Source organism: Diaphorobacter sp. HDW4B (assembly GCF_011305535.1).
GTDB lineage: Bacteria > Pseudomonadota > Gammaproteobacteria > Burkholderiales > Burkholderiaceae_C > Diaphorobacter_A.
Genome location: NZ_CP049905.1, coordinates 2,156,419 through 2,180,219, shown reverse-complemented (window position 1 = coordinate 2,180,219; position 23,801 = coordinate 2,156,419). Strand labels below are relative to the sequence as shown.

The window sequence follows — 23,801 nt, the reverse complement described above, 5'->3', positions numbered from 1 at the left end:
GAGATTTAAATCGGATTCAACATGAAGGCCATTCCCTTGGAACCCGTCGTCGACCCCTCCGTCCCGGCCCAGAGTACCGCCAGCGGTTCGGTGCAGCCGTGGGCCATCGCGTTCGCGGGCATGGCGTCGCTCGCCATCGCCATGGGCATCGGCCGTTTTGCCTTCACGCCGCTGTTGCCGATGATGCTGCACGACGGCACGCTGACCCTCGCCCAAGGCAGTTGGCTGGCGACGGCCAACTATCTGGGCTACCTCGCAGGCGCGCTGTTCGGCATGGCCCTGCCGTGGCTCGCACCGCGCGCCTATGCCGTGCTGCATCCGGCGGTGCTCGCCAAGCTGGGCATCGCATTCACGGCGATCTTCACAGTCGCCATGGCCTTGCCGCTGTCGCTGGCATCGCCCGGCCTGTGGACGGCATTGCGTTTTGGCGCGGGCGTTTGCAGCGCGATCACGCTGCTCGGCGTGGCCTCGTGGTGCATGGTGCGGCTCGCCGCGCTGGGCCGGGCCGAACTGGCCGCGCTGATCTTTGCCGGACCGGGCATGGGCATTCTCCTGACCGGCCTGTTCGCCAGCGGCATGGTCAAGCTGCAGTGGCATGCGACCAGCGGCTGGCTGCTGTTCGCCGTGCTCGCGTTGCTGATGTGCATCCCCATCTGGCCCGTGATCGCCGGTCGGGCTGCCTTGCCGGTTACGGGCGCCAATGCTGCCACGACTGCCAGCGTCGCCCACGCTCCCGCAGCACCCGTGCCCGCCCGTGTTCTGCATGCTGTGGCCTATGGCCTTTCAGGGCTGGGCTACATCGTCTCCGCCACATTCCTGCCCGTGATCGCGCGCGCGGTGCTGCCGGGCGATTCGATCTGGGCCGACCTCTTCTGGCCGATTGCCGGCCTGGGCGCAGTCGTCGGCATTGTGCTGAGCGTGCGCGCAAAACCGCACTGGGACCGGCGCTGGCTGCTCATCGCGGCGTATTTAGTGCAGGCATCGGGCATCGCGCTGGGCCTGCTGCTGCCGACCACCTTGGGCTTTGCGCTTGGCAGCGTGCTGCTCGGCCTGCCGTTCACAGTGATCACTTTCTTTGGTCTGCAGGAAGCCAGGCGACTCTGGCCCACGTCGGCAGACAGCTTTGTGGCGCTGGTCAGCGTGCTCTACGGCATCGGCCAGATCGCAGGGCCGCCGATGGTGGCTTGGTTGCTGCATCACTCTGCCGAGGGCAGCAAGGGGTTCGAGCGTGGGTTGGGGTTGGCCGCAGCGTCGCTGGTGGTGGGGGCGGGGATGTATTTGGTGTCGGTGGTGGTTTGGCCGCTTCGGCTTGCCGGGTCTCGCCCCGGCGGGCGAGTCACTTTCTTTTTTCAAAAAAGAAAGTAACCAAAGAAAGTTGAGCCCGCTGCTCACGACCCTACGCTTGCGCTACGGGCAACCTGATTCCGGGATTTCGACCGGCGCACGGCAGAACTCCCGGCGCGCCAAAGGCGCTCTGGTCAAACAACTGCCGTGCGCCGGTCAAAATCCCGGAATCAGGCGTGATCAGAAGGGCGGAATCGGGAGCGGGTAAGGTCACGGCACATCGCTTCGCTCGTGCACGACTCCACCCTCACCCCAGCCCTCTCCCGCAAGCGAGAGAGGGGGCAATACTAGCCATGCGATCAACGGAAAATTGCGACAAGTCGAGCACAGTACCCCAAGCACGAAAGTCACAAAACTCGCGCTTCCACATCTCGCGAGGTCGCGAGATGAACGGGCACGAGCGAAGCAAAGTGCCGCAACTTCCTCTTATGAAAACTCTGACTCGCGGCGGTTGCCCGAACGGAGCGCCTACGGCGCGAAGTGAGTTCTGCCGCGTGACCCCGCATTCCAAGCGCGCTTTTGGTGACTTTTCGCGCGCCAGCGAAAAGTTACTCGCCCGCCGGGGCGAGACCCGGCACCCGCTCTCAAACGACGCGACAAAGACCAATCAGTCGCCGATGGCACCAACAGGCAGCCTCAAAACAAAGCTAGCCCCCGGAAGCCCATCCGGCCTCCCTTCGCAGTGCACCGTCCCCTGATGCTTCTCCGCAATCGAGCGCACCAAAGCCAACCCGAGGCCGACTCCGCCAGAGCGCTCACTGGCCCCAGGCAACCGGTAGAACGGCTCGAAAATCCGCTCCCGCTGCTCGGGCGGCACCCCCGGTCCGTGGTCGCTCACGCGGATCACGGCGTGGTTGCCTTCGCGGGAGAGGTCCAGTGTGATTTCGCCCAGGCTGTAGCGGCGGGCGTTTTCGAGCAGGTTGCGCACTGCGCGGCGCAGGAGTTTGGAGATGCCTTGCACGTCGAGATCGGTGGCGGACAGGCCTTCGGTGTGGGCGTTCAGGTCGGCATCGACGCGGGCGCATTCCTCGGCGGAGAGGCCGAGCAGGTCGACCGGCTCCATCGTGCCGATGTTGGTGGCTCCGGCGTCGAGACGGCTGGCGAGCAGGATTTCGTCGACGAGCTGGTCGAGTTCGGCGATGTTGCGCAGGATTTCGGCGCGCGATGCGGGTGAGGGCACGCCGTCCTGCATCAGCTCCATGCCCATGCGGATGCGGGTCAGGGGCGAGCGCAATTCGTGCGAGGCGTTGGCGAGCAGGGATTTGTGCGAGCCGACCAGCGCTTCGATGCGCGAGGCGGCGGCGTTGAATTGGCGCGCGAGGTCGGCCACTTCGTCATGGCCTTGCGTGCGCACGCGGACCTTCAAGTCGCCTTCGCCAAAACGCTTGACGCTGCGCTGCAGATTTTCCAGGCGCTGCAGCAGTTTGCGGATGATGGGGAAGACGCCGATGGTGACGGCGATGCCGACGGCGGCAAGAATCCACACGAAACCGAAAGGTGGGCGCAGCCAGAAGGCGACGTCGTGAGGCTGATCGCCGCGTCCACCGGGGCGGCCATCGCCTCGGCCTTCGCGGCCATCACGGCCGTCGGGGCGGGGCATGCGGGCGGAGAGTTGCAGTTGGAACGACTCGCCGGATTCGGTCTCGATGTTGTAGGTCGATGGCTCTCCGGGCTCGCGGCGTTCGCGTATGGCCAGACCGGCAATCACCGGTTTGCCGTTGGCATCGGTGAGCGTGATTTCGCGTGCCGGTGGTTGCTGGTTCTGCAGGTTCTGCGCGTTGTGCTCTGCCGCCACGCGCCATGCGATGCCGATGGCAAAGGCAAAAACGGCCACGCCGCCGACCACCGCGAGCCAGATGCGCAGATAGAGGCGACGGGAGAACGGGCTGATCAGCGACATGGCGTTGCTCGTTGGCTTGCTCGGTTTGCTCGCTCAGTCCTGCTGTTTGGCGAACACGTAGCCCACGCCGCGCACCGTGAGGATGCGGCGTGGGTTCTTGGGATCGACTTCGATGGCGGCGCGGATGCGGCCCATGTGGACGTCGATGGAGCGGTCGAAGGCTTCCAGCTCGCGGCCGCGCACGGCTTCCATGATCTGGTCGCGCGTGAGCACGCGGCCTGCGCGCTCGGCAATCGTCACGAGCAGGTCGAACTGGTAGGAAGTCAGGTCGGTGGGCTGGCCGTTGACGGTGACGGTGCGCGCGTCGCGGTCGATTTCGAGGGAGCCGAAACGCAGCGTCTGCGTGGCCGGGGGCGCGCCGGTTTCGCGGCGGCGCAGGATGGCGCGGATGCGCGCGAGCAGTTCGCGCGGCTCGAAGGGCTTGGGCAGGTAGTCGTCGGCGCCGATTTCGAGGCCGATCACGCGGTCCATCGGGTCGCCCTTGGCGGTCAGCATGAGCACCGGTGTCTGCGATGCGGGCGCGGGCAGCGAGCGGATGCGGCGGCAGATTTCGAGGCCGTCCATGTCGGGCAGCATCAGGTCGAGGATCACCAGATCGGGCAGCTCGGTCGCTTCGGGTCCGGCCAGTTTCGCGAGGCCGCTGGTGCCATCGCCGCAGTGCGTGACATGCAGGCCGGATTGCCCCAGATACTCGCTCACCATCTGGGCAAGTCGGGTGTCATCTTCGATCATCAGGAGGTTGTGGGGCATGGCTTTGGAGTTCTTTGATGATTCAGGGGAGATCAGGCATTCGTTCAGCGCAGTGCTGCTGTGGAGAAATGCCTGACATGCATGGTGCACGACGTGTACTGCGCGTATTCACGGTTTCCGTAAAGAAAGGTAAAGCGCGGACCAATTCATTCCATTCCATTCATCCCTCCGCTGACGCCGTGGGGGTGGCGGTGGTTTGGGCCTGCTCGCCGCTTTTTTTCACATGGCCAGCGGCCCAGACCAGCAGCAGCACGGGCAGACCGAGCACGGCGGTGCTGATGAAGAAGTTGGCATAGCCATGCGCGTTCACGTAGTCGCCCGAGAAGCCCGCGACGAACTTGGGCAGCAGCAGCATGAGCGAAGAAAACAGCGCGTACTGCGAGGCCGAATAGCTGATGTTGGTGAGGCTGGAGAGGTAGCCCACGAACGCCGCCGAGGCGATGCCCGAGGCGAGGTTGTCGGCCGAGACCACGGCGATCAGCGCGGGCACGCTGTGGCCGTATCCCGCCAGCCATGCGAACAGCAGATTGGTGAAGGCGCTCAGGATGGCTCCGAGCATGAGGATGCGCATCACGCCAAAGCGCATCGACAGGCTGCCGCCGACGAACGCGCCCACCAGCGTCATGATCACGCCGTAGACCTTGGTGACGCTGGCGACCTCGTCCTTGGTGAAGCCGGTGTCCACATAGAACGGATTGGCCATGATGCCCATGACCACGTCGCTGATGCGGTAGACGGCGATGAGCGCGAGGATCACCGCGGCATGCCACTTGTAGCGGCGGAAGAAGTCGGCAAACGGCTCGATCAGCGTGCTCTGCAGCCACTCGGCGGCGTTGCGGGCGGGCGGCATGTCCACGCGCTTGGGCTCGGGCGAGATCAGCACCGTGACAATGCCCACCAACATGGAGGCGGCCATCACCAGATAGGCAAGCTGCCAGGCGGCGTTCTGATAACCGCCTGCACCGCCCGAGAGTTCGGCGCGCGCGGCCAGCCACAGCACGCCTGCGCCCGACCAGATCATCGCAAGGCGATATCCGGTCTGGTAACTCGCGGCGAGCGCGGGTTGCTCCTTGGCGGGCGCGGATTCGATGCGGTAGGCGTCCAGCGCGATGTCCTGTGTGGCCGAGGCGAAGGCCGTCACCAGCGCCCAGACGACCATGGGCTGCAATGCCACGCTGGGGTTGGCCAGCGCCATGCCCGCCAGGCCGCACATCACCGCGATCTGCGCGACCAGCAACCAACTGCGCCTGCGTCCCAGCGCCCGTGTGAGGCCCGGCAGCGGCACGCGGTCCACGATCGGCGCCCATATCCATTTGAAGCCGTAGGCCAGACCCACCCAACTCAGGTGACCGATGGTGCTGCGATCAATGCCCGCCTCGCGCAGGCGAAACGACAGCGTTCCCAGCACCAGCATGAGCGGCAGCCCTGCGGCAAACCCGAGCGACAGCATGCGCAGGCTTTCGGGTTGCAGATAGACCATCAGGGCCTCGCGCCAGGAGCGCTTGGGCGGTGTTTCGGAGAGCGTGGAATCAGACATGCGGTGATTTTGAGAGCGGTCGCCAACAAAGCGAATTCACGCATTATGCGGATTCGCTGTATGTCGCGGATACCAGCTACCATGCGCTCCATGGCCCGCCAAGCCCATAGCCCCTCCGCGCTCACCACGCCCGTCGCCTCGATCCGCCAATACAGCGGCGAGCACACGGCGCATGCGCACGACCATGCGCAGATTCTGTACGCGCTGCAGGGCCGCATGGAACTCGAAGTCGCGGGCCGCGCCGCGTTCGTCGACACGGCCTGCGGCATGGTCGTTCCGGCAGGCGTCGAGCACGGATTTCTCGCCGCGCCCGGTGCGCAGTTGCTGGTGATCGACGCGCCCGACCTGCGCGGCACCGACCGGACGCGGCGCTTTTCCGTACCTGCCACGCTGCGCGGCGTCGCGCCCGAACTGGAGACTGATGCCAGCCAGCACCTGGCGGCGTTGCTGGATGCGCCGCGTGTTCTGGCCCGCCGCGAACTGGATCTGCAGATCGTCAAGGTGCAGGTCGCGCGCAGCCTGCATGAGGACTGGAACACGCGCCGCATGGCCGATCTGGTGCACCTGAGCCCGCAGCGCTTTCACGTGCGTTGGCAGGAGTTGACCGACAAGACGCCGCAGCAATGGTTGCGCGATCTTCGGTTGGACGCGGCGCAAAGCGTTCTGGCGCGCGGCGAATCGCTGGAAAACGCCGCTCTGCGCCTTGGCTACCGCAGCGCCAGCGCGCTGGCGTTTGCATTGCGGCGCGACCGCAAGATCGGCGCGCGCGATCTGCGCAAAGCTTGAAGCGCAGAACATCAGAACAAGCGTTTCTCGACAAAAGTGAGCGCCTTCGGCGGCATCATCAAGCCATGACGCAAACTGCCTCGCCCTCCACGTCCTCGCTCACGCGCACGCCTGCCGCTCACGCCCATGTTTCCTCGGTGCTCGGCATTGCGCTGGTGTCTGCCGCTTCGCTGCTCTGGGGCACGACCGGCACGGTGCAAAGTCTGGGCGCGAGCGGGCTGTCGCCGTTCTGGGTGGGGGCCGCGCAGTTGGTGGTGGCCAGCGTGTTCTTTGTCTGCGTGCTGCTGATGACGCGAAGCCGCAGCGCAAGTTCCAGCTTGCCGCTGTTGCCCGCACCATCGCAAATGGGCTTGAAGCTGGGTTGGTTCCTGCTCGCCGCTGCCGGTGTGGCGGGTTACAGCATCAGCTTCTATGCCGGCGTGAAGCTCGCGGGCGTGGCAGTCGGCACGGCGGTGGCGATTGGCAGCAGCCCCATCTGGGCGGGGCTGATTCAGGCCGTGCTGCTGCGTGCGCCGCTGTCCGGCCTGTGGTGGCTGGGCACGGCGGTGAGCGTGGGCGGCGGCGTGGCGATGGTGCTCAGCAAAGGGGGCGCGACCGCCGAGATTTCATGGACGGGTCTGCTGCTGTGCCTGCTCGCGGGGCTGTCGTACGCAAGCTATGCGCTCATCAACAAGCGACTGGTGGCGCATGCGTCCACGCAGGTGGTCAACTTCTATGTGTTCACCGGCGCGGCCTGCATGGCGATTCCGGCGGCGCTGCTGCTTGCGGGCGTGCCGGTGTTCACGGCCTCGTCGCTGCTGGTGGTGGTGTATCTGGGCATCGTCGTCTCGGGCATCGCCTATGTGCTGTTCTCCAACGGGCTGCGCGGCATTTCCGGGCCGACCGGAGTGACGCTCACGCTGATCGAACCCGTAGCGGCGTTTCTGCTGGCGGTGTGGATCGTCGGCGAGCACCAGCCGCTGCAGTCGTGGCTGGGCCTGCTGGCGGTGCTGGCGGGGCTGCTGGTGGTGATTCGTGCGGAGCTGCTGGCGTCACGCCAGGCCAAGAACAATTAGACTTGGCAGCCTGTTCGTTCGCCCGCTGTTTCAACCATGAAACCCTCTGCGTACTCCTGCCCATGCGCCACGCCTCACGGCTCCCTCTGGAACGCACGCCGCGCCTTTCTGCTGGCTGCTTCGGCAGTGGCGGCAACGCCCGTGCTCGCTCAGGTCGAGGTGGGCGATGCGTCTTCCATGCGCAAGCTGGTGCCCGCCGAGACGCTGGAGAACGCCGCCACGCAGCAATATGACCAGTTGCTCGCACAGGCCAAAGCCAAGGGCGCGCTGGCCGGGGCGAACAACCCGCAGCTCATTCGTCTGCGCGCGATTGCCGCGAAGATCGTGCCGTTCACCTATGCGTGGAACGACCGCGCACGCGGCTGGAAGTGGGAGGTCAACCTCATCGGCAGCAAGCAGATCAACGCCTTCTGCATGCCGGGCGGCAAGATCGCGTTCTACACCGGCATCCTCGACCAGCTCAAGCTGACCGACGACGAGGTCGCCATGGTCATGGGCCACGAAATGGCGCATGCGCTACGCGAACATTCGCGCGAGCGGCTGGCCAAGACGCAGGCGACCAACATCGGCATTTCGCTCGGCGCGGCGTTGCTGGGGCTGGGCGATGTGGGGCGCGCGGCAGCCAATCTGGGCTCGCAGTTGCTCACGCTGAAGTTCAGTCGCAATGATGAATCCGAAGCCGATCTGGTGGGCCTCGAACTAGCCGCGCGCGCGGGTTTCGATCCGCAGGCGTCCGTGACGCTCTGGGAAAAAATGGGCAAGGCCACAGGCAGCCAGCAAGGCATGCAGTTCCTGTCCACCCACCCGAGCGGCCCCAACCGCATCCACGAGTTGCAGCAGAACGTGCCGCGCGTCAGCGGCCTGTACGACAAGGCGCGGCAGCGATAAGGTCCACCGCTTCCGTCGTCGCGATCAGGTGTTGCCCACGTAGGGATTCGTGCGGCGCTCCCGCCCGAAGGTGCTTTCCGGGCCGTGGCCGGGGATGAACACCGTCTGGTCGCCCATGGGCCACAGGCGCTGGGTGATCGAGTCGATGAGCTGCTGGTGATTGCCCTTCGGAAAATCCGTGCGGCCGATGCTGCCTGCAAACAGCACATCACCCACGAATGCGCGGTCGATCTGCGGTGCGTGGAACACCACATGGCCGGGTGTGTGGCCGGGGCAGTGGCGCACGTTCAGTGTCTCGTTGCCGATCTGCACCGTGTCTCCATCGTGCAGCCAGCGCGTGGGCGTGAACGGCAGCGCGGGCGGAAAGTTGAACATCTGGCTTTGCTGCGGCAACCCGTCGATCCAGAACTGGTCGCCTTCTTCGGGGCCGATGATCGGCAGGTCGAGCTTCTGCGCCAGCTCGCCCGTGCCGCCCGCGTGGTCGATGTGCGCGTGCGTGAGCCACAGCGCCTTGAGGTTCAGGCCGCGCTTTTGCACCTCGCCCAGCAGCACATCGAGATCGCCGCCCGGATCGATGATGGCGGCGTCCTTGGTGGCGTCGCACCAGACGATGGACGAGTTCTGCTGAAAGGCGGTGACGGGGACGGTGAGGTACTGCAGCATGGGTCGAATGTGGGGATGAAGGCCAATTTTTGGAAGTGCTGCCAATGTATCCAACTTTTGCGTCGGGATGAGTGCTTGCACATCGGCGGCCATCGTGCATCGATGCGCATGAATTTCCTGCGTGGGCAACCAAGGTATAGAACGCAGCCAAAGTAAATGTTTACTAGCTGCCTATACTCACAACTGATTCGTCTTGTATAAGACCAAAGCGTGGCGGACGGCCTTGTCTTGTGTGTGGTCGGCATGTTTGCTGACACAAACTGGTTGTCGTTATCACCTGCTTTTTGACTTCTGAGCGCGTAGAACCCTCAGGAACACATAGTCATCTAGCGATGTGAACACGCCAGCAGCTTCTTGCATTGCGCGTGCGCATTGCTTCAAGGAGCTGGAACCGTGTCCAAACTGGACTTCAATCGACGCAGTTTTCTGAAGGCAGCTGCGGCCATGGGCGTAATCGCGAGTGTGCGCCCGGTCAAAGATGCGCTTGCAGAACTCATCACCCCCGCCGGTGGCCAGGAAACCCACTGGATCAGCGGCAACAAACTCAACTACCGTCGCGATGGCATGGCCAAGGTCACTGGGCAGAAGGTCTTTGCCATCGACCTGCGCGCCAAGGATATGCAGGGCTGGCCCGAGCAGCAGTCCTACGCGCTGACGATCCACGTCCCGCGCGCCGACCGCATCTACGAGGGGCTGGACCTCTCCGTTCTGGGCGACGACTTCAAGCCCGATGTGCTGATCGACGCGGAAAGCATTGCCGCCGACGGTCTGCGCATGCCCGATCCGGGCTTCTACGGCGAATTCTTCGTCAAGAAGGGCGAACTCTCGCCGATGCTGGGCCACCCGGTCGCAGTCGCCATCTGGCACGACTACGAGAAATTCCGCGTCGCCAACAAGCGCCTGCGCTTCAACGACTCCATCTTCCGCTTCGGCGCAGAGATGGCGCAGCCCGCGCGTGCTCCGTACGTGGCCGCCCGCTTCGTGCGGGTGCAGGGCGACGATGCATATGGCGAAGACAAGTTCTCTCCCATGAAGAACACCATCGTCTGGCCCGCCACCGATGAAAAGGGCGTGCATTGGCCCGACGCGCATCACCCGGCCTTCGGCGCGCTGATGGGTCAATCGGCCCGCATCCAGTCCGAGATGAAGGAGCCCAAGGACGGTCTGCGCGCCTTTGCTCGCAAGTACTACAGCCAGTCCATCGACCACGTGGCCATGGAAATGGAAAACGGTCTCGCCTGGTACGACCGCAACACCGGCGAGCTGCACATGGTGGGCGCGGCGCAGGCCCCGTACAGCACGGCCGATCATGTGATGCACATGGTCAAGGAAAGCCATCTGCCGCTCAAGAAGCTGGACTACATCAGCTCCTACACCGTGGGCTACGGCCAGAAGGAGCACCAGCCCTTCCCGTTCTACGTGGCGCTGGCGTCGCTGTATGCGCAGGGCCGCCCGGTACGCATGGCGCTCGATCGCTGGAAGCATTTTCAGTTCGCACTCAAGCGCCATCCGTTCGATGTGGAAACCGCCATCGCGGTGGACAAGGAAGGCCAATTCCAGTCGCTCACCTGCCACATGGTGGGCGATGGCGGCGGCGTGACCAACTTCAGCCCATCGGTGGGCACGGTGGCCGTCACGGCAGCGCAGTCGATCTACTACTTCCCGCAGAGCGATCTGTCGGTGGTGGTCAACCCCAGCGTGGGCGTGACCTCGGGCTCGATGCGCGGCTACGGCTCGGTGCAGTCCATGGCCTATACCGAAATGCTGGTCGATGAAATCGCCCAGGAAATCGGCATGGACGCCATCGAGCTGCGCCGCCGCAACGTGCTCAAGAGCAGCATGAAGAACACGCAGGGCGCGTCGCCTTCGGGCCATCTGCGCATCGGCGAGATTCTGGACATCGCCGCCAAGGACCCCATGTGGACCGAGCGCGCCAAGCGCAAGTCCGACTACGAAGCGGCCAACCCCGGCATGCGCTACGGCATCGGCTTCGGCGCGGTGCAAAAGGACTTCGGCACGGGTGCCGAGGCGTCGATTGCCGAACTGGAGATCACGCCCGAAGGCCGCATCAAGATGCGCCACATCGCCAATGAAATCGGCACCGGCAGCACGACCTCGCAGATGGTGGCGATCGAGCCCATCCTCGGCCGTCCGGCCGACGATGTGGACTTCGCCGTCAACCACTGGGACAACATGCCCCTGGAGAGCAAGGACGAGCCCTACACCACGCCGCAGGCCAAGGAAGACGAGCTGGCCCGCAACCCGTTCTGGGTGCCGCGCGTGGTCTCGCCTGTGTCGGCGTCGAACTCGGCTTATTACTTCCGCCACGCCACGCAGCAGGCCGCGCAGATGCTGCTCAAGCTGAGCCTGTGGCCTGCCGCCCAATCGATCTGGTCGAGCAAGGCCGATGGCGGTCAACTGCTGCCCAGCGCCGTCACCGAAGAGATGCTGGAATGGCGCGACGGCATGCTCGTCGCAGAAGGTCTGGAGCCGCTGAGCTTTGCGCGCCTTGCCGCCCATGCGCACGAGAAGGGCATGATCACCGGCGTGTGCGTGCACGCGTTCAACCGCTGGGCCTGGGCGAAGGCGGACTTCACCGTCGAAGGCGTGAAGTTCCAGCCCTACATCGACGCGCTGTCCGTCAAATACGGTCAAGGTGCGAGCGACGCCAAGAAGGCCGCGATGAAGCATGGCGGCTACGCCTTCGTGCCGCGCGACAAGGTCTACTTCCCGCCCGTGCAGCGCGCCAACGCGGGCACGGTGTACTACGCGCCTTGCGCCACGCTGGTGGAACTGGCCGTGTCCACCGGCACCGGCAAGGTGAACATCCTCTCGCACAAGACCTGGCTGGAATGCGGCACGCAGATCGTGCCGGAACTGGTCTCGGGCCAGATCCAGGGCGGCGTGGCCATGGGCATCGGCCATGCGCTGTATGAAGACCTGCCGCGCGACGCCACCGGTCCGGGCAATGGCCAATGGGGGCTCAACCGCTACCACGTGCCACGTGCGAGCGAAGTCGCGGTGTGGACCGCGCAAGGCACTGTGCTGCCGCCGCTGTCGCGCACCGACCCACCCAAGGGCATGGCCGAGGTGGTGATGATTCCCGTCATCGCCGCCTGCGTGAACGCCGTGGTCAACGCCACCGGCAAGCGTTTCTATGCCACCCCATTGACCCCCGAAAAAATCAGAGAGGTACTGTGATGCAGGACCGTATCCAATTCAGCGCCACCATCAACCGCAAAAAAATTGGCCCCGTCGACGTTCCCAAGGACTTGATGATGATCGAGTTCCTGCAGGAATACGCGGGCATGAACGGCACTCGTCTGGGCTGCGGACAGGGCGTGTGCCGTGCCTGCACCATCATCGTGGACGATCCGGAAAAGGGTTCGATCACCGTGCCTGCCTGCGTGACCGGCGTCACCTGGCTCAACGGCAAGACCATCCGCACCGTCGAAGGCATCGCCTCGGTGGACGACAAGGGCGTGGTGCATCCATCGCCCGTGCAGAAGGCGTTTCTGGAGCACTACTCGTTCCAGTGCGGCTACTGCACGCCGGGCTTCGTGAACTCGGCCACCGTGCTGATGGAAAAGCTCGAAAAGCATCCCGTGCCTGCGGACGATGTGGAAAAGGCCATCGAGGAACAGCTCGAAGCCCACATCTGCCGCTGCACCGGCTACGTGCGCTACTACCACGCCGTGCGCGACGTGATCCTCAAGACGCCGGGCCTCACCACGGGCAAGCGCACCAAGGAGGTCGTCAACAATGGCTAAGAGCACCTGGATCAAAGGCCTGGGCGCGGTGGTCGTCGCGGGCATCGTGGTCGTCGGTGGCCTATATCTGTACGGCAGCTCCAGCAGCAACATTCCGCCTGCCACGGTGGACTTCGCCAAGCTCGACGCCAAGCAGTTCGACGAGCTCTACAAGCGCGGCGAACAGGTCTTCCGCGCGGGCGACTGCGCTGCCTGCCACAGCTCCCCCAAAACGGGTGCTGAACTCGCAGGTGGCGTTCCCATGGTCACCCCGATGGGCACGCTCTACGGCAGCAACATCTCTCCATCGAAGGAACACGGCATCGGCAACTGGTCGGCCGACGACCTGTACCGCGCCGTCGCCATGGGCATCGCGCCCGGCCGCAAGGTGCTGTACCCCGCCATGCCCTACGCCAGCTACCACCAGATCACCCGTGGCGACACGGATGCGCTGTGGATCTGGATGATGAAGCAGTCGCCCGTCGAAGTCGCCAACCAACCCGGCGAGATGCAGTTCCCGTTCAACGTCCGCCCCGCCGTGGCGCTGTGGAATGCGCTCAATCGCCCGACCGCCAAGGAGTTCGATCTCTCCTCCGGCGACGAACTGCTGCGCGGCAAGTACCTGGTCGACACGCTCGGCCACTGCGCCGAATGCCACAGCCCACGCAGCAAGCTCACGTTCGCGATGGACACTTCGCGCTATCTCGAAGGCAGCATCATCGAAGGCTCGTACGCACCCGCACTCACGCCAGAAGCCTTGAAGGCGCGCGGCTGGAACAAGGACGACCTCGTGCAGTTCTTCCGCACCGGCGTCGCACCGCAAGGCGTGATGACCTTCCGCATGGCCTCGGTGCTCGATCACTCGACATCGCGCATGGCTGAAAAAGACGTGCGCGCCATGGCCGCCTACCTGACCCAGAACCAGGACATGCCCGGCCCCAAGATCATCAAGGCCGCCGAAGGCCAGATCAACGTGAAGGGCGAGAACCTGTACCTCGGCCTGTGCGCAGGCTGCCACGGTGCGCAGGGCGACGGCCAGCCGCATTCCTCCGTGCCCATGAGCACCAACACCACCGCCATGTTCCCCACGCCCATCAACCTGATCCGCGTGATCCGCGAAGGCGTGGCCGAACGCGACCTGGCCCACGGCGAACGCATGCAGACCATGCCCGGCTTCGCCGACAAGCTCGGCAACGAGGAAATGGCAGACCTCGTCAACTACATGCGCCAGACCTGGGGCGGCCAGCCCGGCAACGTGACCGCCGCCGACGTGGCGGAAAACATCAAGACCATCGAGCACAGCAAGTAAGCGCCCGCCGCGCTCGGAAAAACAAAAAGCCCCAATCACCTTCGGCATGCCGGAGAGGGTTGGGGCTTCTTGCATCCATCCACCGACAAGGTCCTTGCTTCGATGGGCGCACAAGGCGGTGGTCATGGTTGGGGCAATCTCTGCCCATTCAGCAAAGATCAGCGTGGATTCGAACGATGCCGCAATGTCGGCATACGAATTTGTAGAGGCTCATGCCGCCGTGCTGACTGTAGTGCGCGCTGAGTTCCGTCAGTGTGCCGTAGTTTTTGAAGACCCACGCGTGATCCTGCTGGAAGAGCGCTTCCGATCTTGTGTCGAGAGTGGCCAATTCCTCGCTGGAAATGTCACCGTGGAACTCGCATACATCGCCGCAATGTGTTTTCCATACGGCCCCTTGCCAACTGCGGTAGCCGGGAGTGCGGTGCATGACCTCATCGGTGGATTCTGCTGACGCACCGTCAACCTTCGTCTCACCCGGTATCGTGACTCCCTCGATGTCCTGACTGAAAGAGGCATCCCACTTGAGGTGTGCCGAGCCATCGGCAATGCACCATGGGCATACGTTGTCCACATCGGCAGTGGTATAGACGCTGCCGCTGTAGATCCATCCACGCTCCTGTCCGCAGCACTCGCACTCGATGTCGATCTGCTCGATCAATTCCAGCTCGTAGGCCCTGGGGTGGTAGGTGAAGCGTGGTGGTTGGTCACTCATGTCGGTTCTTCGTTGGAAGGAGCAGCAGCGTGCGCTGACGTTCAGAGATCACGGTTTGACAGGGCCGAGTCAGGCTTGACAGGGGCATGTGGCGGAGCGCAAGCCTTGTCGGTGGATCAGTTCCCCTGCCTCATCGCCTCGCGCTTCTGATCACGCAGCATGAACAGATAAAGACTCTCGACCTTCTCGCGTGCCCAGGGCGTCTTGCGCAGGAACTTGAGGCTGGACGCCACGCTGGGGTCCAGATTGAAGCAGCGAATCGGAATGCGTTCGCCCAGCTCCGCCCAGCCGAAGTAGTCGGCGAGGTCGGCCACCATGCGTTCGAGGGTGATGCCGTGAAGAGGGTTGCGCGCTTGTGGTTGGGGCGCTGGGGCGGGAGCGGTCGTCATGCCGCGATTGTCGCAGCATGGGTGACCCGTTCATGAAAAGGGCCGATCCGGCGTCGTGGATGCGGGATCGGCCAAAGCCTTGGAACTTGCTGGACGCCGTTGTCAGAACGGCAGATGGCGTGGGGTGGTCTGCATGGTGATCCAGCGCAGTTCGGTGAAGGCGTCGATGCCAGCACGTCCGCCGAATTTGCCGAAGCCCGATTGCTTGACGCCGCCAAAAGGCATCTGCGCCTCGTCGTGCACGGTGGGGCCGTTGATGTGGCAGATACCGGATTCGATGCGCTGCGCGACGTTCCAGGCCTTGCCGGTGTCGCGACTGAACACGGCGGACGAGAGGCCGTAGGGGTTGTCGTTGGCGCAGGCGATGGCGGCTTCGGTGTCGGCCACGCGCACGATGCCTTTGACTGGGCCGAACGATTCCTCGTGGTAGATCTTCATGTCGGCGGTGACTTGGTCAAGCAGCGTGGCGGGCATGAGTGTGGAGTTGGCCTTGCCGCCGCACAGCAGCTTGGCACCCTTGGCGAGCGCATCGTCGATCAGGTGATTGCAGCGCTCGACCGTGGCCATATCGACCACCGAGCCCAGCACGGCGGGGCTGACGCGCGGGTCGGCCAGCGGCAGGCTGGCGGCCTTGGCGGTGAGCTTGGCGACGAACTCGTCGGCGATGGCGGACTCGACGATGATGCGCTCGGTCGACATGCAGATCTGGCCCGAGTTGGCGAACGCGCCGAAGGCGGCGGCGTTGACGGAGGCTTCCACATCGGCGTCGGCGAGCACGAGAAACGGTGCCTTGCCGCCGAGTTCGAGCACGCTGGGCTTGATGTATTTGGCGCACAGGCTCGCAATGATCTGGCCGACGCGCGTGGAGCCGGTGAAGTTGACGCGGCGCACCGCTGGATGCGCGACCATGGCTTCGACGACCGCGCCTGCTTCTTCAGGACGGTTGGTGACGAAGTTGACCACGCCTGCGGGCAAGCCGGCTTCGAACAGCGCGTCGATGATCAGGCCGTGCGTGGCAGGGCACAGCTCCGAGCCTTTGAGCACCACGGTGTTGCCGCAGGCCAGCGGCGTGGCGATGGCGCGCACGCCCAGAATCACCGGCGCATTCCACGGTGCCATGCCGAGCACGACGCCCGCAGGTTGGCGCACCGCCATGGCCAGACTGCCGGGCACGTCGGATGGAATTACCTCGCCGCCGATCTGCGTGGTGAGCGCGGCTGCTTCCTTGAGCATGTCTGCTGCCAGATGCACGTTGAAGCCCGCCCACATGGCCGATGCGCCGGTCTCGGCGGCCATGGCTTGCGCGAAGGCACCTTCTTTGGCGCGCAATGCGTCGGACGCTTTGAGCAGGTATTCGCGACGCGCCGTCGGGCCCAGTTGGGACCATTGTTTGAACGCGCTTTGTGCCGCATCGACGGCGGCTGTCGCATCGGCCACGGTGGCTGCGGGTGCGGTGGTGGCAATGCTGGCGTCCAGCGGATTGCGGCGCTCGAAGGTCGCGCCGTTGCTGGCCTGACGGCGCTGGTCGCCGATCAGCATCGTGATCGCGTTGGGCGTGGATGGGCTGCTCATGAAAGGTCTCCCGAGAGGATTGAAGAACGTTGGTGAACAAGACTGCGCAACGGTGTGCGCGGCAGGTGCCTCCTGCGCGGATATCTCTTTATCGTGAAGTTCGGGACTAGGGAAAGCACCATATTGTTATGTCTCATATCGATTATCTAACATAACGACTTATGGCGACGCTAGGGATTTCGCGTAGTGGGCATGAAACCCTCGATGCACGGGTTCTCCGGCGTTGCATTTCAACTGCTTTCAAGCATCTTTTCACTCAGGGAGTCCACATGACCACCACTGCATCGAACGAAGAACAAACCGTTGCCTGCACCGTTGAGAACCGCATCGCGTGGGTGAAGTTCAATCGCCCCGAGAAGCGCAACGCGATGAGCCCGGCGCTCAATCGCCAGATGATGCGCGTGCTCGACGATCTCGAATTCCGCGACGACGTGGGCGTGGTCGTGCTCACCGGCGAAGGCACGTCGTGGACCGCAGGCATGGACCTGAAGGAGTATTTCCGCGAGACCGAAGTGCAGGGCCTGGGTGGCTCGCGCAAGGCGCAGCGCGAGAGCTACGGCTGGTGGCGTCGTCTGCGCTGGTTCCAGAAGCCGACGATCGCGATGATCAACGGCTGGTGCTTTGGCGGTGGCTACGGCCCGCTGTTCTCGTGCGATCTGGCGTTCGCATCCGAAGAGGCGAAGTTCGGTCTCTCCGAAATCAACTGGGGCATTCTGCCGGGCGGCGGTGCATCGAAGGTGGCGGTCGAGCTGCTCAATTTCCGCCGCGCGATGTACCACGCGATGCTGGGTGAGAACATCGACGGCAAGACCGCTGCGGAGTGGGGTCTGGTCAACGAGGCGCTGCCTGCCGATCAGCTCAAGGCGCGCGTGACGGCGGTGGCCGAAAGCCTGCTCAAGAAGAACCCCGTGGCGCTCAAGGCGACCAAGGATGCGATCCGCCGCGTGCGCGAGATGACGTACGACAACGCGGAAGATTTCCTCGTGCGTGCGCAGGAAGCCGCCAACAGCTACGACAACGAAGGCCGCAAGGAAGGCCTGCGCCAGTTCATCGACGAGAAGACCTACAAGCCGGGTCTGGGCGAGTACGACCTCTCCAAGCAGAAGAAGGCTTGAGCCCTGCGCTTTGCGCGGATCGCGGGCAGTGCGTCTGGGGCCGCTCGCGTTTCAGGAATACATCCATGGACCATCCAGTCGGGGGAGGAGCAGCGTGAAAACAATGCAGAAAAAAACAGAGATGAGTGCCGACATCGGTCGCTTGTTGCGGCCGCGTTCGGTCGCCATCGTCGGCGCATCGGCCACGCCGGGGGCGCTGGGCGCGTCATTGCTGGGCAATCTGGAGCGCAACGGGTTTGCGGGTGACATCCACCTGATCAATCCCAAGCGCGCCGAGATCAACGGCCGCGCGTGTCTGGCATCGGTCGATCAATTGCCGCAAGGTGTGGACGTGGCGGTGCTCGCGATTCCGCAATCGGCGGTGCTGGAGAACGTGCGCGCCCTGGCTGCGCGCAAGGTCGGCGCGGTGGTGATCTTCTCCGCAGGCTTTGCCGAAGCGGGCGAAGAGGGCCTCGCGCAGCAGCACGAGATGGCCGAGATCGCGCGCCAGCATGGCATGGTGATCGAGGGGCCGAACTGCCTGGGTTGCATCAACTATCTGGACCGCGTGCCGCTGACCTTTGTGGAGGTCAACATGGCGGCGAAGTCCAACGCCCAGGTGACGACGCGACCATCGATCGGCGTGGTCTCGCAAAGCGGCGCGATGATGACGGTGCTGTGCACCACGCTCGCAAGCCGCGAGCTGCCGTTGTCGTATGCGGTCTCCACCGGCAACGAGGCGGCCAGCCATGCCGAGGACTATGTGGAGTTTCTGCTCGAAGATCCGCACACGCGCGTGATCGCGATGGTGGTCGAGCATTTCCGCCATCCACAGCGCATTCTGGCGTCGGTGCGACGTGCCCGGTCGCTCGGCAAACATGTGGTGCTGCTGCATCCCGGCAAGAGCAGCGCGGCGCGCGAATCGGCGGCCACGCACACAGGGGCGATGGCGGGCGACCACTCCATCATGCTCACCAAGATGAAGCGCGCCGGAGCGATGTTTGCCGAGACGCTCGAAGAACTCGGCGATATGGCCGAGATCGCCGTGCGCTGCGCGCATCTGCCTGCGCCGGGCGTGGCGATTCTGGGCGAGTCGGGCGCGTACAAGGCGTTGAGTCTGGACATCGCGGAAGACCTTGGTATCGTGCTGCCGGAACTCAACGAAACCAACGCGCCCGCATTGCGCAAGGCCATGCCTGCGTTCGTCGCGGTGAGCAATCCGCTGGACTTGACCGCGCAAGGGCTGGTCGAGCCAGACCTCTATTTCCGCGTGCTGCAGGCGCTTTTCGAAGATGACCGTTGCTCGACCGTCATCGTCTGCCTGATCCAGGGTGACCCCGTCACCTGCGGCATCAAGATGCCGCCCGTGCTGCGTGCGGTGCGTGAGTTGAAGCCACGCAAGTCGGTCATCGTGGCGGGGCTCGATCAAGGCGCGGATGTGCCCGCGTCCTTCATCGCCGAAATGCGCGAGTTGGGTGTTCCGTACTTCCCAAGCACCGAGCGTGCATTCCGCGCGGTCAAGCGCATCAACGACTTTGCCACGCGCAGCTTCGATGCCAGCAACGCGCTGCCGATTCGTTTGCCGCTGCCTGCCGGGCGCACCGTGGTGCCTGAGTACGAATCCAAGGCGCTGCTCAAGCAAGTGGGCGTTCCGTTTTCTGCAGGCGCATTCGCTGTGAATGTGGACGATGCGGTGAAGGCAGCGAAGGCGCTGGGCTACCCGGTGGCGCTGAAGGCGCAGTCCGAGCAGTTGAGCCACAAGAGCGAAGCGGGCGGCGTGATTCTCGGCGTGGCCGATGACGAGGCGTTGCGCGCTGCGTGGCAACGCGTGCACGACAACGTTCGTGCCTACGACGCGAGCATCGTGCTCGACGGCATTCTGATCGAGGCCATGGGCCAGCGCGGTCTGGAGATGATCATCGGCGCGAAGACCGATCCCGAATGGGGTCCGGTGATTCTCGCGGGCCTCGGCGGTGTGACGGCGGAAGTCATCAAGGACGTGCGTCTGCTCGATGCCGATCTGACGGTGCCGGAGATTCTTGCGGAACTCGATCAGCTCCAGAGCGCGGCGCTGTTCCATGGTTTCCGTGGCGCGCCCGAGCTGGATCTGCAGGCCGTGGCCGAGCTGATCGCCCGCGTGGGTCAGGTGTTGCGCGGCACGCCTGCGTTGCGTGAAATCGATCTGAACCCGGTCGTCGTCTACCCGCAAGGCAAGGGCGCGGTGGCGCTGGATGCGCTGATGCTGATCGACACCGCAACGGGAGGTGCATCGTCATGAGTTATGTGCAGACCAACTCCGTATCCGTGCCCAAGGAACCCAAGGGCCTGGGCTACGCCTACTACGTCACCTGCGTGCTGCTGTTCGCGTACACGCTGTCGTTCGTGGACCGCCAGATTCTGGGACTGCTGGTGCAGCCGATCAAGAAGGATCTGTCGCTGGCCGACTGGGAATTCAGCATCCTGCACGGCTTTGCATTCGCGATCTTCTACACGCTGATCGGCATCTTCCTCGGACGTGTCGCGGACCGCTGGAACCGTCGCAACCTCATCATCATCGGCATGCTGATCTGGGTGCTGGCCACCGGCGCGGGAGGCTACGTCACGGGCTTTGTTTCGCTGTTCATCGCGCGCATGCTGGTCGGTGTGGGCGAGGCCGCGTTGTCGCCTGCTGCGTACTCGATTCTGGCGGACTACTTTCCACCCGAACGCCGCGCGCGTGCGATGAGCATCTACACCTCGGGCGTGTACATCGGCTCGGCGACGGCGTTCATCGTCGGCGGTCTGGTGATTCAGGCAGCGAGTCAGGGCAGCGAGGTGGTGATTCCACTGCTCGGCAGCTTCAAGCCTTGGCAGGCCGCGTTCATCTATGTGGCGCTGCCCGGCATTCCCGCGCTGCTGCTCATGTACACCGTGCGTGAGCCGCTGCGTCGTGGCGTCACCGCGCTGATCAAGCCGAAGGCATCCGGCAACACCGTGGCCACTCCCAGCGTGCCTGCGCCTGGCTTTTCCTATGTGTTCAAGAACATCCGTGCCTATCTGCCGCTGCTGCTTGCGCCGGGCATGACGGGGATGGTGACGTTCAGCATCACGGCGTGGTTGCCAGCCACCTTCATCCGCCAATGGGGCTGGACGCCCGGTGAGATCGGTCCCGCTTATGGCCTGATCATTCTGACCTTCGGCATCGGCGGCATGCTGATCGGCGGTCTGCTTGCGGACTGGCTGACGGGTCGCGGCAAGCTGGTGGGTTCGGTGGCGCTGTCGCTGTGCGCCACGCTGGTGCTCATCGGCACGGGGCTGGCGCTTGCATTCGCCAGCTCGCCCACGGTGGCGTTGGTGGCGGTGGCGATCACGACGTTTTTCCTCGGTATGCCGGTCGCGCTCGCGCCGCCGATTCTGCAGTCCATCACGCCCAATCAACTACGCGGTCAGGTCACGTCGATCTATCTTTTGCTCGTCAATCTGATTGGCCTTGGCTGCGGCCCGTTTCTTGTTGCATTCTTCACCGATTTCGTCTTTCATGACGAGAAGAAAGTCGGCATGTCGCTCGGGCTGGTGTGCGCCATGGCGGCCACCTTCGGGGTGATCTGTCTGGCGTCCGCCATCGGTCCGTATCGCAAGCTGGTGGCCGAGGTGCAGCGCGCCGCGAAGGAGTCCGCATGAGTTCGGGAGGCTCCCACTACCGACCGCCGCTGGCCGACATCGCTTTCGTGATGGAGCGTTGGATCGACGCTCCCGAAGACTGGAAGCGCATGGCCCGCTACGAGTCGCTCGATGCCGAATCCGCGCGCATGGTGGCCGACGCGGCAGGGCTGTTCTGCGCCGATACGCTCTCGCCCATCAACAGCGCGGGCGATCTGCAGGGCTGCACGCTCGAAGGCGGCAAGGTCACCACGCCCGACGGTTTTCGCGAGGCTTATCGGGCCTACACGGAAGCGGGCTGGACCGCGCTGGCCTGCGATCCGGAGGTTGGCGGGCAGGGTCTGCCGCAACTGCTCGACGCCATGCTCAACGAGATGATCGTTTCGGGCAACCATGCGTGGGCGATGTATCTGGGCATTCTGCATGGGGCGTATGCGTGCCTGTATGCCCATGCATCCGAGTCGTTGAAGGCGACCTATCTGCCGCATCTGGTGAGCGGTAACTGGCTGGCCACCATGTGCCTGACGGAGCCGCAAGCGGGCAGCGATCTTGGTTTGTTGCGTGCGCAGGCGAAGCCGCAGGACGACGGCAGTTTTCGCATTGACGGCAACAAGATTTTCATCTCCGGCGGCGAGCAGGATCTGACCGAGAACAACGTGCATCTGGTGCTCGCGCGCCTGCCCGATGCGCCGCCCGGCACCAAGGGCATTTCGCTGTTTCTGGTGCCCAAGCTGATTCCCCAAAGCGACGGTTCGTTCGAGCCCAACGCGGTGTTCTGCGACGGTATCGAAAGGAAGATGGGCATCAAAGGCAGTGCGACCTGCGCGATGCGTTTCGAGAACGCGCAGGGCTGGCTGATCGGTGAGCCGCATCGTGGACTGGCTGCCATGTTCATCATGATGAACTCGGCACGTCTGCATGTGGGACTGCAGGGACTGGGCCATGCGGAGATGGCGTACCAACTGGCGCTTGCCTACGCGCAGGAACGCCAGCAAATGCTCGCGCAGCCACGGCCAGCGGGTGCGACAGGCAAGGCAGACGCCATCATCCACCACGCGCCCATGCGCCGCATTCTCATGGACCTGCGCGTGTGGACCGAAGGCATGCGCGCGCTGGGCTACTGGGCGGGTCATGTGCTCGATCTGGCCGAACATGCACCCGATGCGCAGGAGCGCGCCAGCCAGCAGGCGTTGGCGGCGCTGCTCACGCCGGTCATCAAATCGTTCTTCACCGAGCGCGGCTTTGAACTGGCGAGCGAGGCGCTGCAGGTCTTTGGCGGCTACGGTTATGTGCACGAATACCGCATCGAGCAGATCGTGCGCGACAGCCGCATCGCGATGATCTACGAAGGCACGAACCAGATTCAGGCACTCGATCTTTTGCAGCGCAAGGTGCTGACGGGCAGGGGCGATGGATTGGCGCCTCTCGTGGAAGTGTTCAGGCAGGAAGCCGCGCTGGCAGCCCAATGCCCCGCTGCCCAAGCGTTCGGACAGGCCTTGGGGCAGTGGAGCGAGCGTCTGCAGATTGCGACTCAGGTGCTGGCGCAGGATGCACAAGCCGATGCCGAACTGCCAGCCCGCGCCGCTGAAGACTATCTGCGGCTGGTTGGCACGATCGCCATGGCCTTCGCCTGGTGCCGTGCGGCACGCGTGGCGGACGACGAAGTGCATGCGCGCAAACGGGACAGTGCGCAGTACTTTTTCGACCATGTGCTGGTGGATGCCGAGCACTGGCTGCGCAAGGTGCAGGCCGCGCGCCATGCGATTCCTGCCATCCGTTGAGACTGAGCAAAAGTGGGAAGGTGGAGGGGCGCGAGCCGGTGCGTGGGGAGAAGTGGCTATGCTATTCTCAAACTCAATTGCGTATTCGCTCGCTCGCTCCCTCCTTTTCTTTCACTGAACCGCATCGTGCCCGCCTCTCACTCCGACATCGATCAGTCGCGTCTAGCCCGGTTTCTCGGATTTCGGCTCACCCGCGCCAAGGTGCAGGTGCACAGAGCGCTCACGTCGCGCCTCGCGTCACACGAACTGAGCACCACTGACTTCTCGGCGCTGGTACTGATCGATGCCAACCCCGGGCTCTACCAGCGCCAGCTTGGCCTGGCGCTGGAAATCTCGCCCCCGAATGTAGTGCCCATCATCGACCGGCTCGTGCAACGCGAAGTCGTCGTGCGCCTGCCCAGCAAGGATGATCGCCGCATGCAGGAGTTGCACCTGACCGACGCAGGCCGCGCCCTGCTGAAAAACGCCGAGGCCGACGTGGCGCGCTTCGAGCAGTTGCTGGAAGAGTCGCTCACCGCCACCGAGCAGCGTTATATCGACTCGGCACTCAAGAAGCTGAGCGCGTTCGAGGCATGACAACGTAAACGCCAACGCAAAACAAAGCAAAAGGCCGATCCTACGAAAGCAGGATCG

General features: G+C 64.1%; 19 protein-coding genes. 12 read left to right on the top strand and 7 right to left on the bottom strand.

Annotation, left to right across the window (positions count from 1 at the left end):
• Positions 1-21: 21 nt before the first annotated feature.
• Entirely contained in the window at positions 22-1,365 is a 1,344-nt protein-coding gene (locus G7048_RS10140) for a YbfB/YjiJ family MFS transporter (protein WP_166068018.1), read from the top strand.
• Positions 1,366-1,951: 586 nt separating this feature from the next.
• Here the strand turns inward: G7048_RS10140 and G7048_RS10135 are convergent.
• The 3 genes from G7048_RS10135 to G7048_RS10125 all read right to left on the bottom strand — a co-directional run bounded on the left by G7048_RS10135 (position 1,952) and on the right by G7048_RS10125 (position 5,531).
• Positions 1,952-3,244: an ATP-binding protein gene (locus G7048_RS10135; protein WP_166068017.1), complete on the bottom strand. Its 1,293-nt coding sequence runs from the start codon at positions 3,242-3,244 to the stop codon at positions 1,952-1,954.
• Positions 3,245-3,277: 33 nt separating this feature from the next.
• A complete protein-coding gene (locus G7048_RS10130; protein WP_166068015.1) occupies positions 3,278-3,994 on the bottom strand; it encodes a response regulator transcription factor in 717 nt (238 codons plus the stop codon).
• Positions 3,995-4,154: 160 nt separating this feature from the next.
• On the bottom strand, positions 4,155-5,531 hold the full coding sequence (locus tag G7048_RS10125; protein ID WP_166068014.1) for an MFS transporter: 1,377 nt from the start codon (positions 5,529-5,531) through the stop codon (positions 4,155-4,157).
• A 90-nt stretch (positions 5,532-5,621) separates the two neighbouring features.
• On the opposite strand from G7048_RS10125, the gene G7048_RS10120 reads away from it, so the two are divergent.
• From G7048_RS10120 to G7048_RS10110, 3 genes are all read left to right on the top strand, one after another.
• Entirely contained in the window at positions 5,622-6,317 is a 696-nt protein-coding gene (locus G7048_RS10120) for a helix-turn-helix domain-containing protein (RefSeq protein ID WP_371747698.1), read from the top strand.
• Between the two features lie 65 nt (positions 6,318-6,382).
• Positions 6,383-7,372, top strand: coding sequence for a DMT family transporter (locus G7048_RS10115; RefSeq protein WP_166068012.1), 990 nt, complete (start codon positions 6,383-6,385; stop codon positions 7,370-7,372).
• A gap of 36 nt (positions 7,373-7,408) precedes the next feature.
• Positions 7,409-8,260: a M48 family metallopeptidase gene (locus G7048_RS10110; protein ID WP_166068011.1), complete on the top strand. Its 852-nt coding sequence runs from the start codon at positions 7,409-7,411 to the stop codon at positions 8,258-8,260.
• 24 nt (positions 8,261-8,284) lie between these two features.
• Here G7048_RS10110 and G7048_RS10105 read toward each other — a convergent pair whose 3' ends face one another.
• The gene (locus G7048_RS10105) at positions 8,285-8,923 is read right to left on the bottom strand and encodes an MBL fold metallo-hydrolase (protein WP_166068010.1); all 639 of its coding nucleotides are present in this window, start codon (positions 8,921-8,923) and stop codon (positions 8,285-8,287) included.
• Positions 8,924-9,316: 393 nt separating this feature from the next.
• On the opposite strand from G7048_RS10105, the gene G7048_RS10100 reads away from it, so the two are divergent.
• From G7048_RS10100 to G7048_RS10090, 3 genes are read left to right on the top strand one after another with little or no spacing between them, the layout of a single operon-like run.
• Entirely contained in the window at positions 9,317-12,124 is a 2,808-nt protein-coding gene (locus G7048_RS10100) for a xanthine dehydrogenase family protein molybdopterin-binding subunit (RefSeq protein WP_166068009.1), read from the top strand.
• On the top strand, positions 12,124-12,693 hold the full coding sequence (locus G7048_RS10095; protein ID WP_166068008.1) for a (2Fe-2S)-binding protein: 570 nt from the start codon (positions 12,124-12,126) through the stop codon (positions 12,691-12,693). The genes G7048_RS10100 and G7048_RS10095 overlap by 1 nt, the downstream gene beginning before the upstream one ends.
• Positions 12,686-13,981: a cytochrome c gene (locus G7048_RS10090; protein ID WP_166068007.1), complete on the top strand. Its 1,296-nt coding sequence runs from the start codon at positions 12,686-12,688 to the stop codon at positions 13,979-13,981. The genes G7048_RS10095 and G7048_RS10090 overlap by 8 nt, the downstream gene beginning before the upstream one ends.
• Positions 13,982-14,129: 148 nt before the next feature.
• Here G7048_RS10090 and G7048_RS10085 read toward each other — a convergent pair whose 3' ends face one another.
• From G7048_RS10085 to G7048_RS10075, 3 genes are all read right to left on the bottom strand, one after another.
• A complete protein-coding gene (locus G7048_RS10085; protein WP_166068006.1) occupies positions 14,130-14,693 on the bottom strand; it encodes a CbrC family protein in 564 nt (187 codons plus the stop codon).
• Between the two features lie 116 nt (positions 14,694-14,809).
• A complete protein-coding gene (locus G7048_RS10080; protein WP_166068005.1) occupies positions 14,810-15,082 on the bottom strand; it encodes a VF530 family DNA-binding protein in 273 nt (90 codons plus the stop codon).
• 102 nt (positions 15,083-15,184) lie between these two features.
• Positions 15,185-16,654 (bottom strand): aldehyde dehydrogenase, encoded by a 1,470-nt coding sequence (locus tag G7048_RS10075; protein ID WP_166068004.1) that lies wholly within the window; start codon positions 16,652-16,654, stop codon positions 15,185-15,187.
• A 269-nt stretch (positions 16,655-16,923) separates the two neighbouring features.
• Here G7048_RS10075 and G7048_RS10070 point away from each other — a divergent pair, with 269 nt between their 5' ends.
• From G7048_RS10070 to G7048_RS10050, 5 genes are all read left to right on the top strand, one after another.
• The gene (locus tag G7048_RS10070) at positions 16,924-17,769 is read left to right on the top strand and encodes a p-hydroxycinnamoyl CoA hydratase/lyase (RefSeq protein WP_166068003.1); all 846 of its coding nucleotides are present in this window, start codon (positions 16,924-16,926) and stop codon (positions 17,767-17,769) included.
• A gap of 103 nt (positions 17,770-17,872) precedes the next feature.
• Positions 17,873-20,026: an acetate--CoA ligase family protein gene (locus tag G7048_RS10065; protein WP_166068002.1), complete on the top strand. Its 2,154-nt coding sequence runs from the start codon at positions 17,873-17,875 to the stop codon at positions 20,024-20,026.
• Complete coding sequence (locus G7048_RS10060) at positions 20,023-21,408, top strand: MFS transporter (protein ID WP_166068001.1); 1,386 nt, start codon at positions 20,023-20,025, stop codon at positions 21,406-21,408. Before G7048_RS10065 ends, G7048_RS10060 begins: the two co-directional genes overlap by 4 nt.
• Positions 21,405-23,168: an acyl-CoA dehydrogenase family protein gene (locus tag G7048_RS10055; RefSeq protein WP_166068000.1), complete on the top strand. Its 1,764-nt coding sequence runs from the start codon at positions 21,405-21,407 to the stop codon at positions 23,166-23,168. The genes G7048_RS10060 and G7048_RS10055 overlap by 4 nt, the downstream gene beginning before the upstream one ends.
• 126 nt (positions 23,169-23,294) lie before the next feature.
• Entirely contained in the window at positions 23,295-23,744 is a 450-nt protein-coding gene (locus G7048_RS10050) for a MarR family winged helix-turn-helix transcriptional regulator (protein ID WP_240933231.1), read from the top strand.
• Positions 23,745-23,801: the final 57 nt, after the last annotated feature.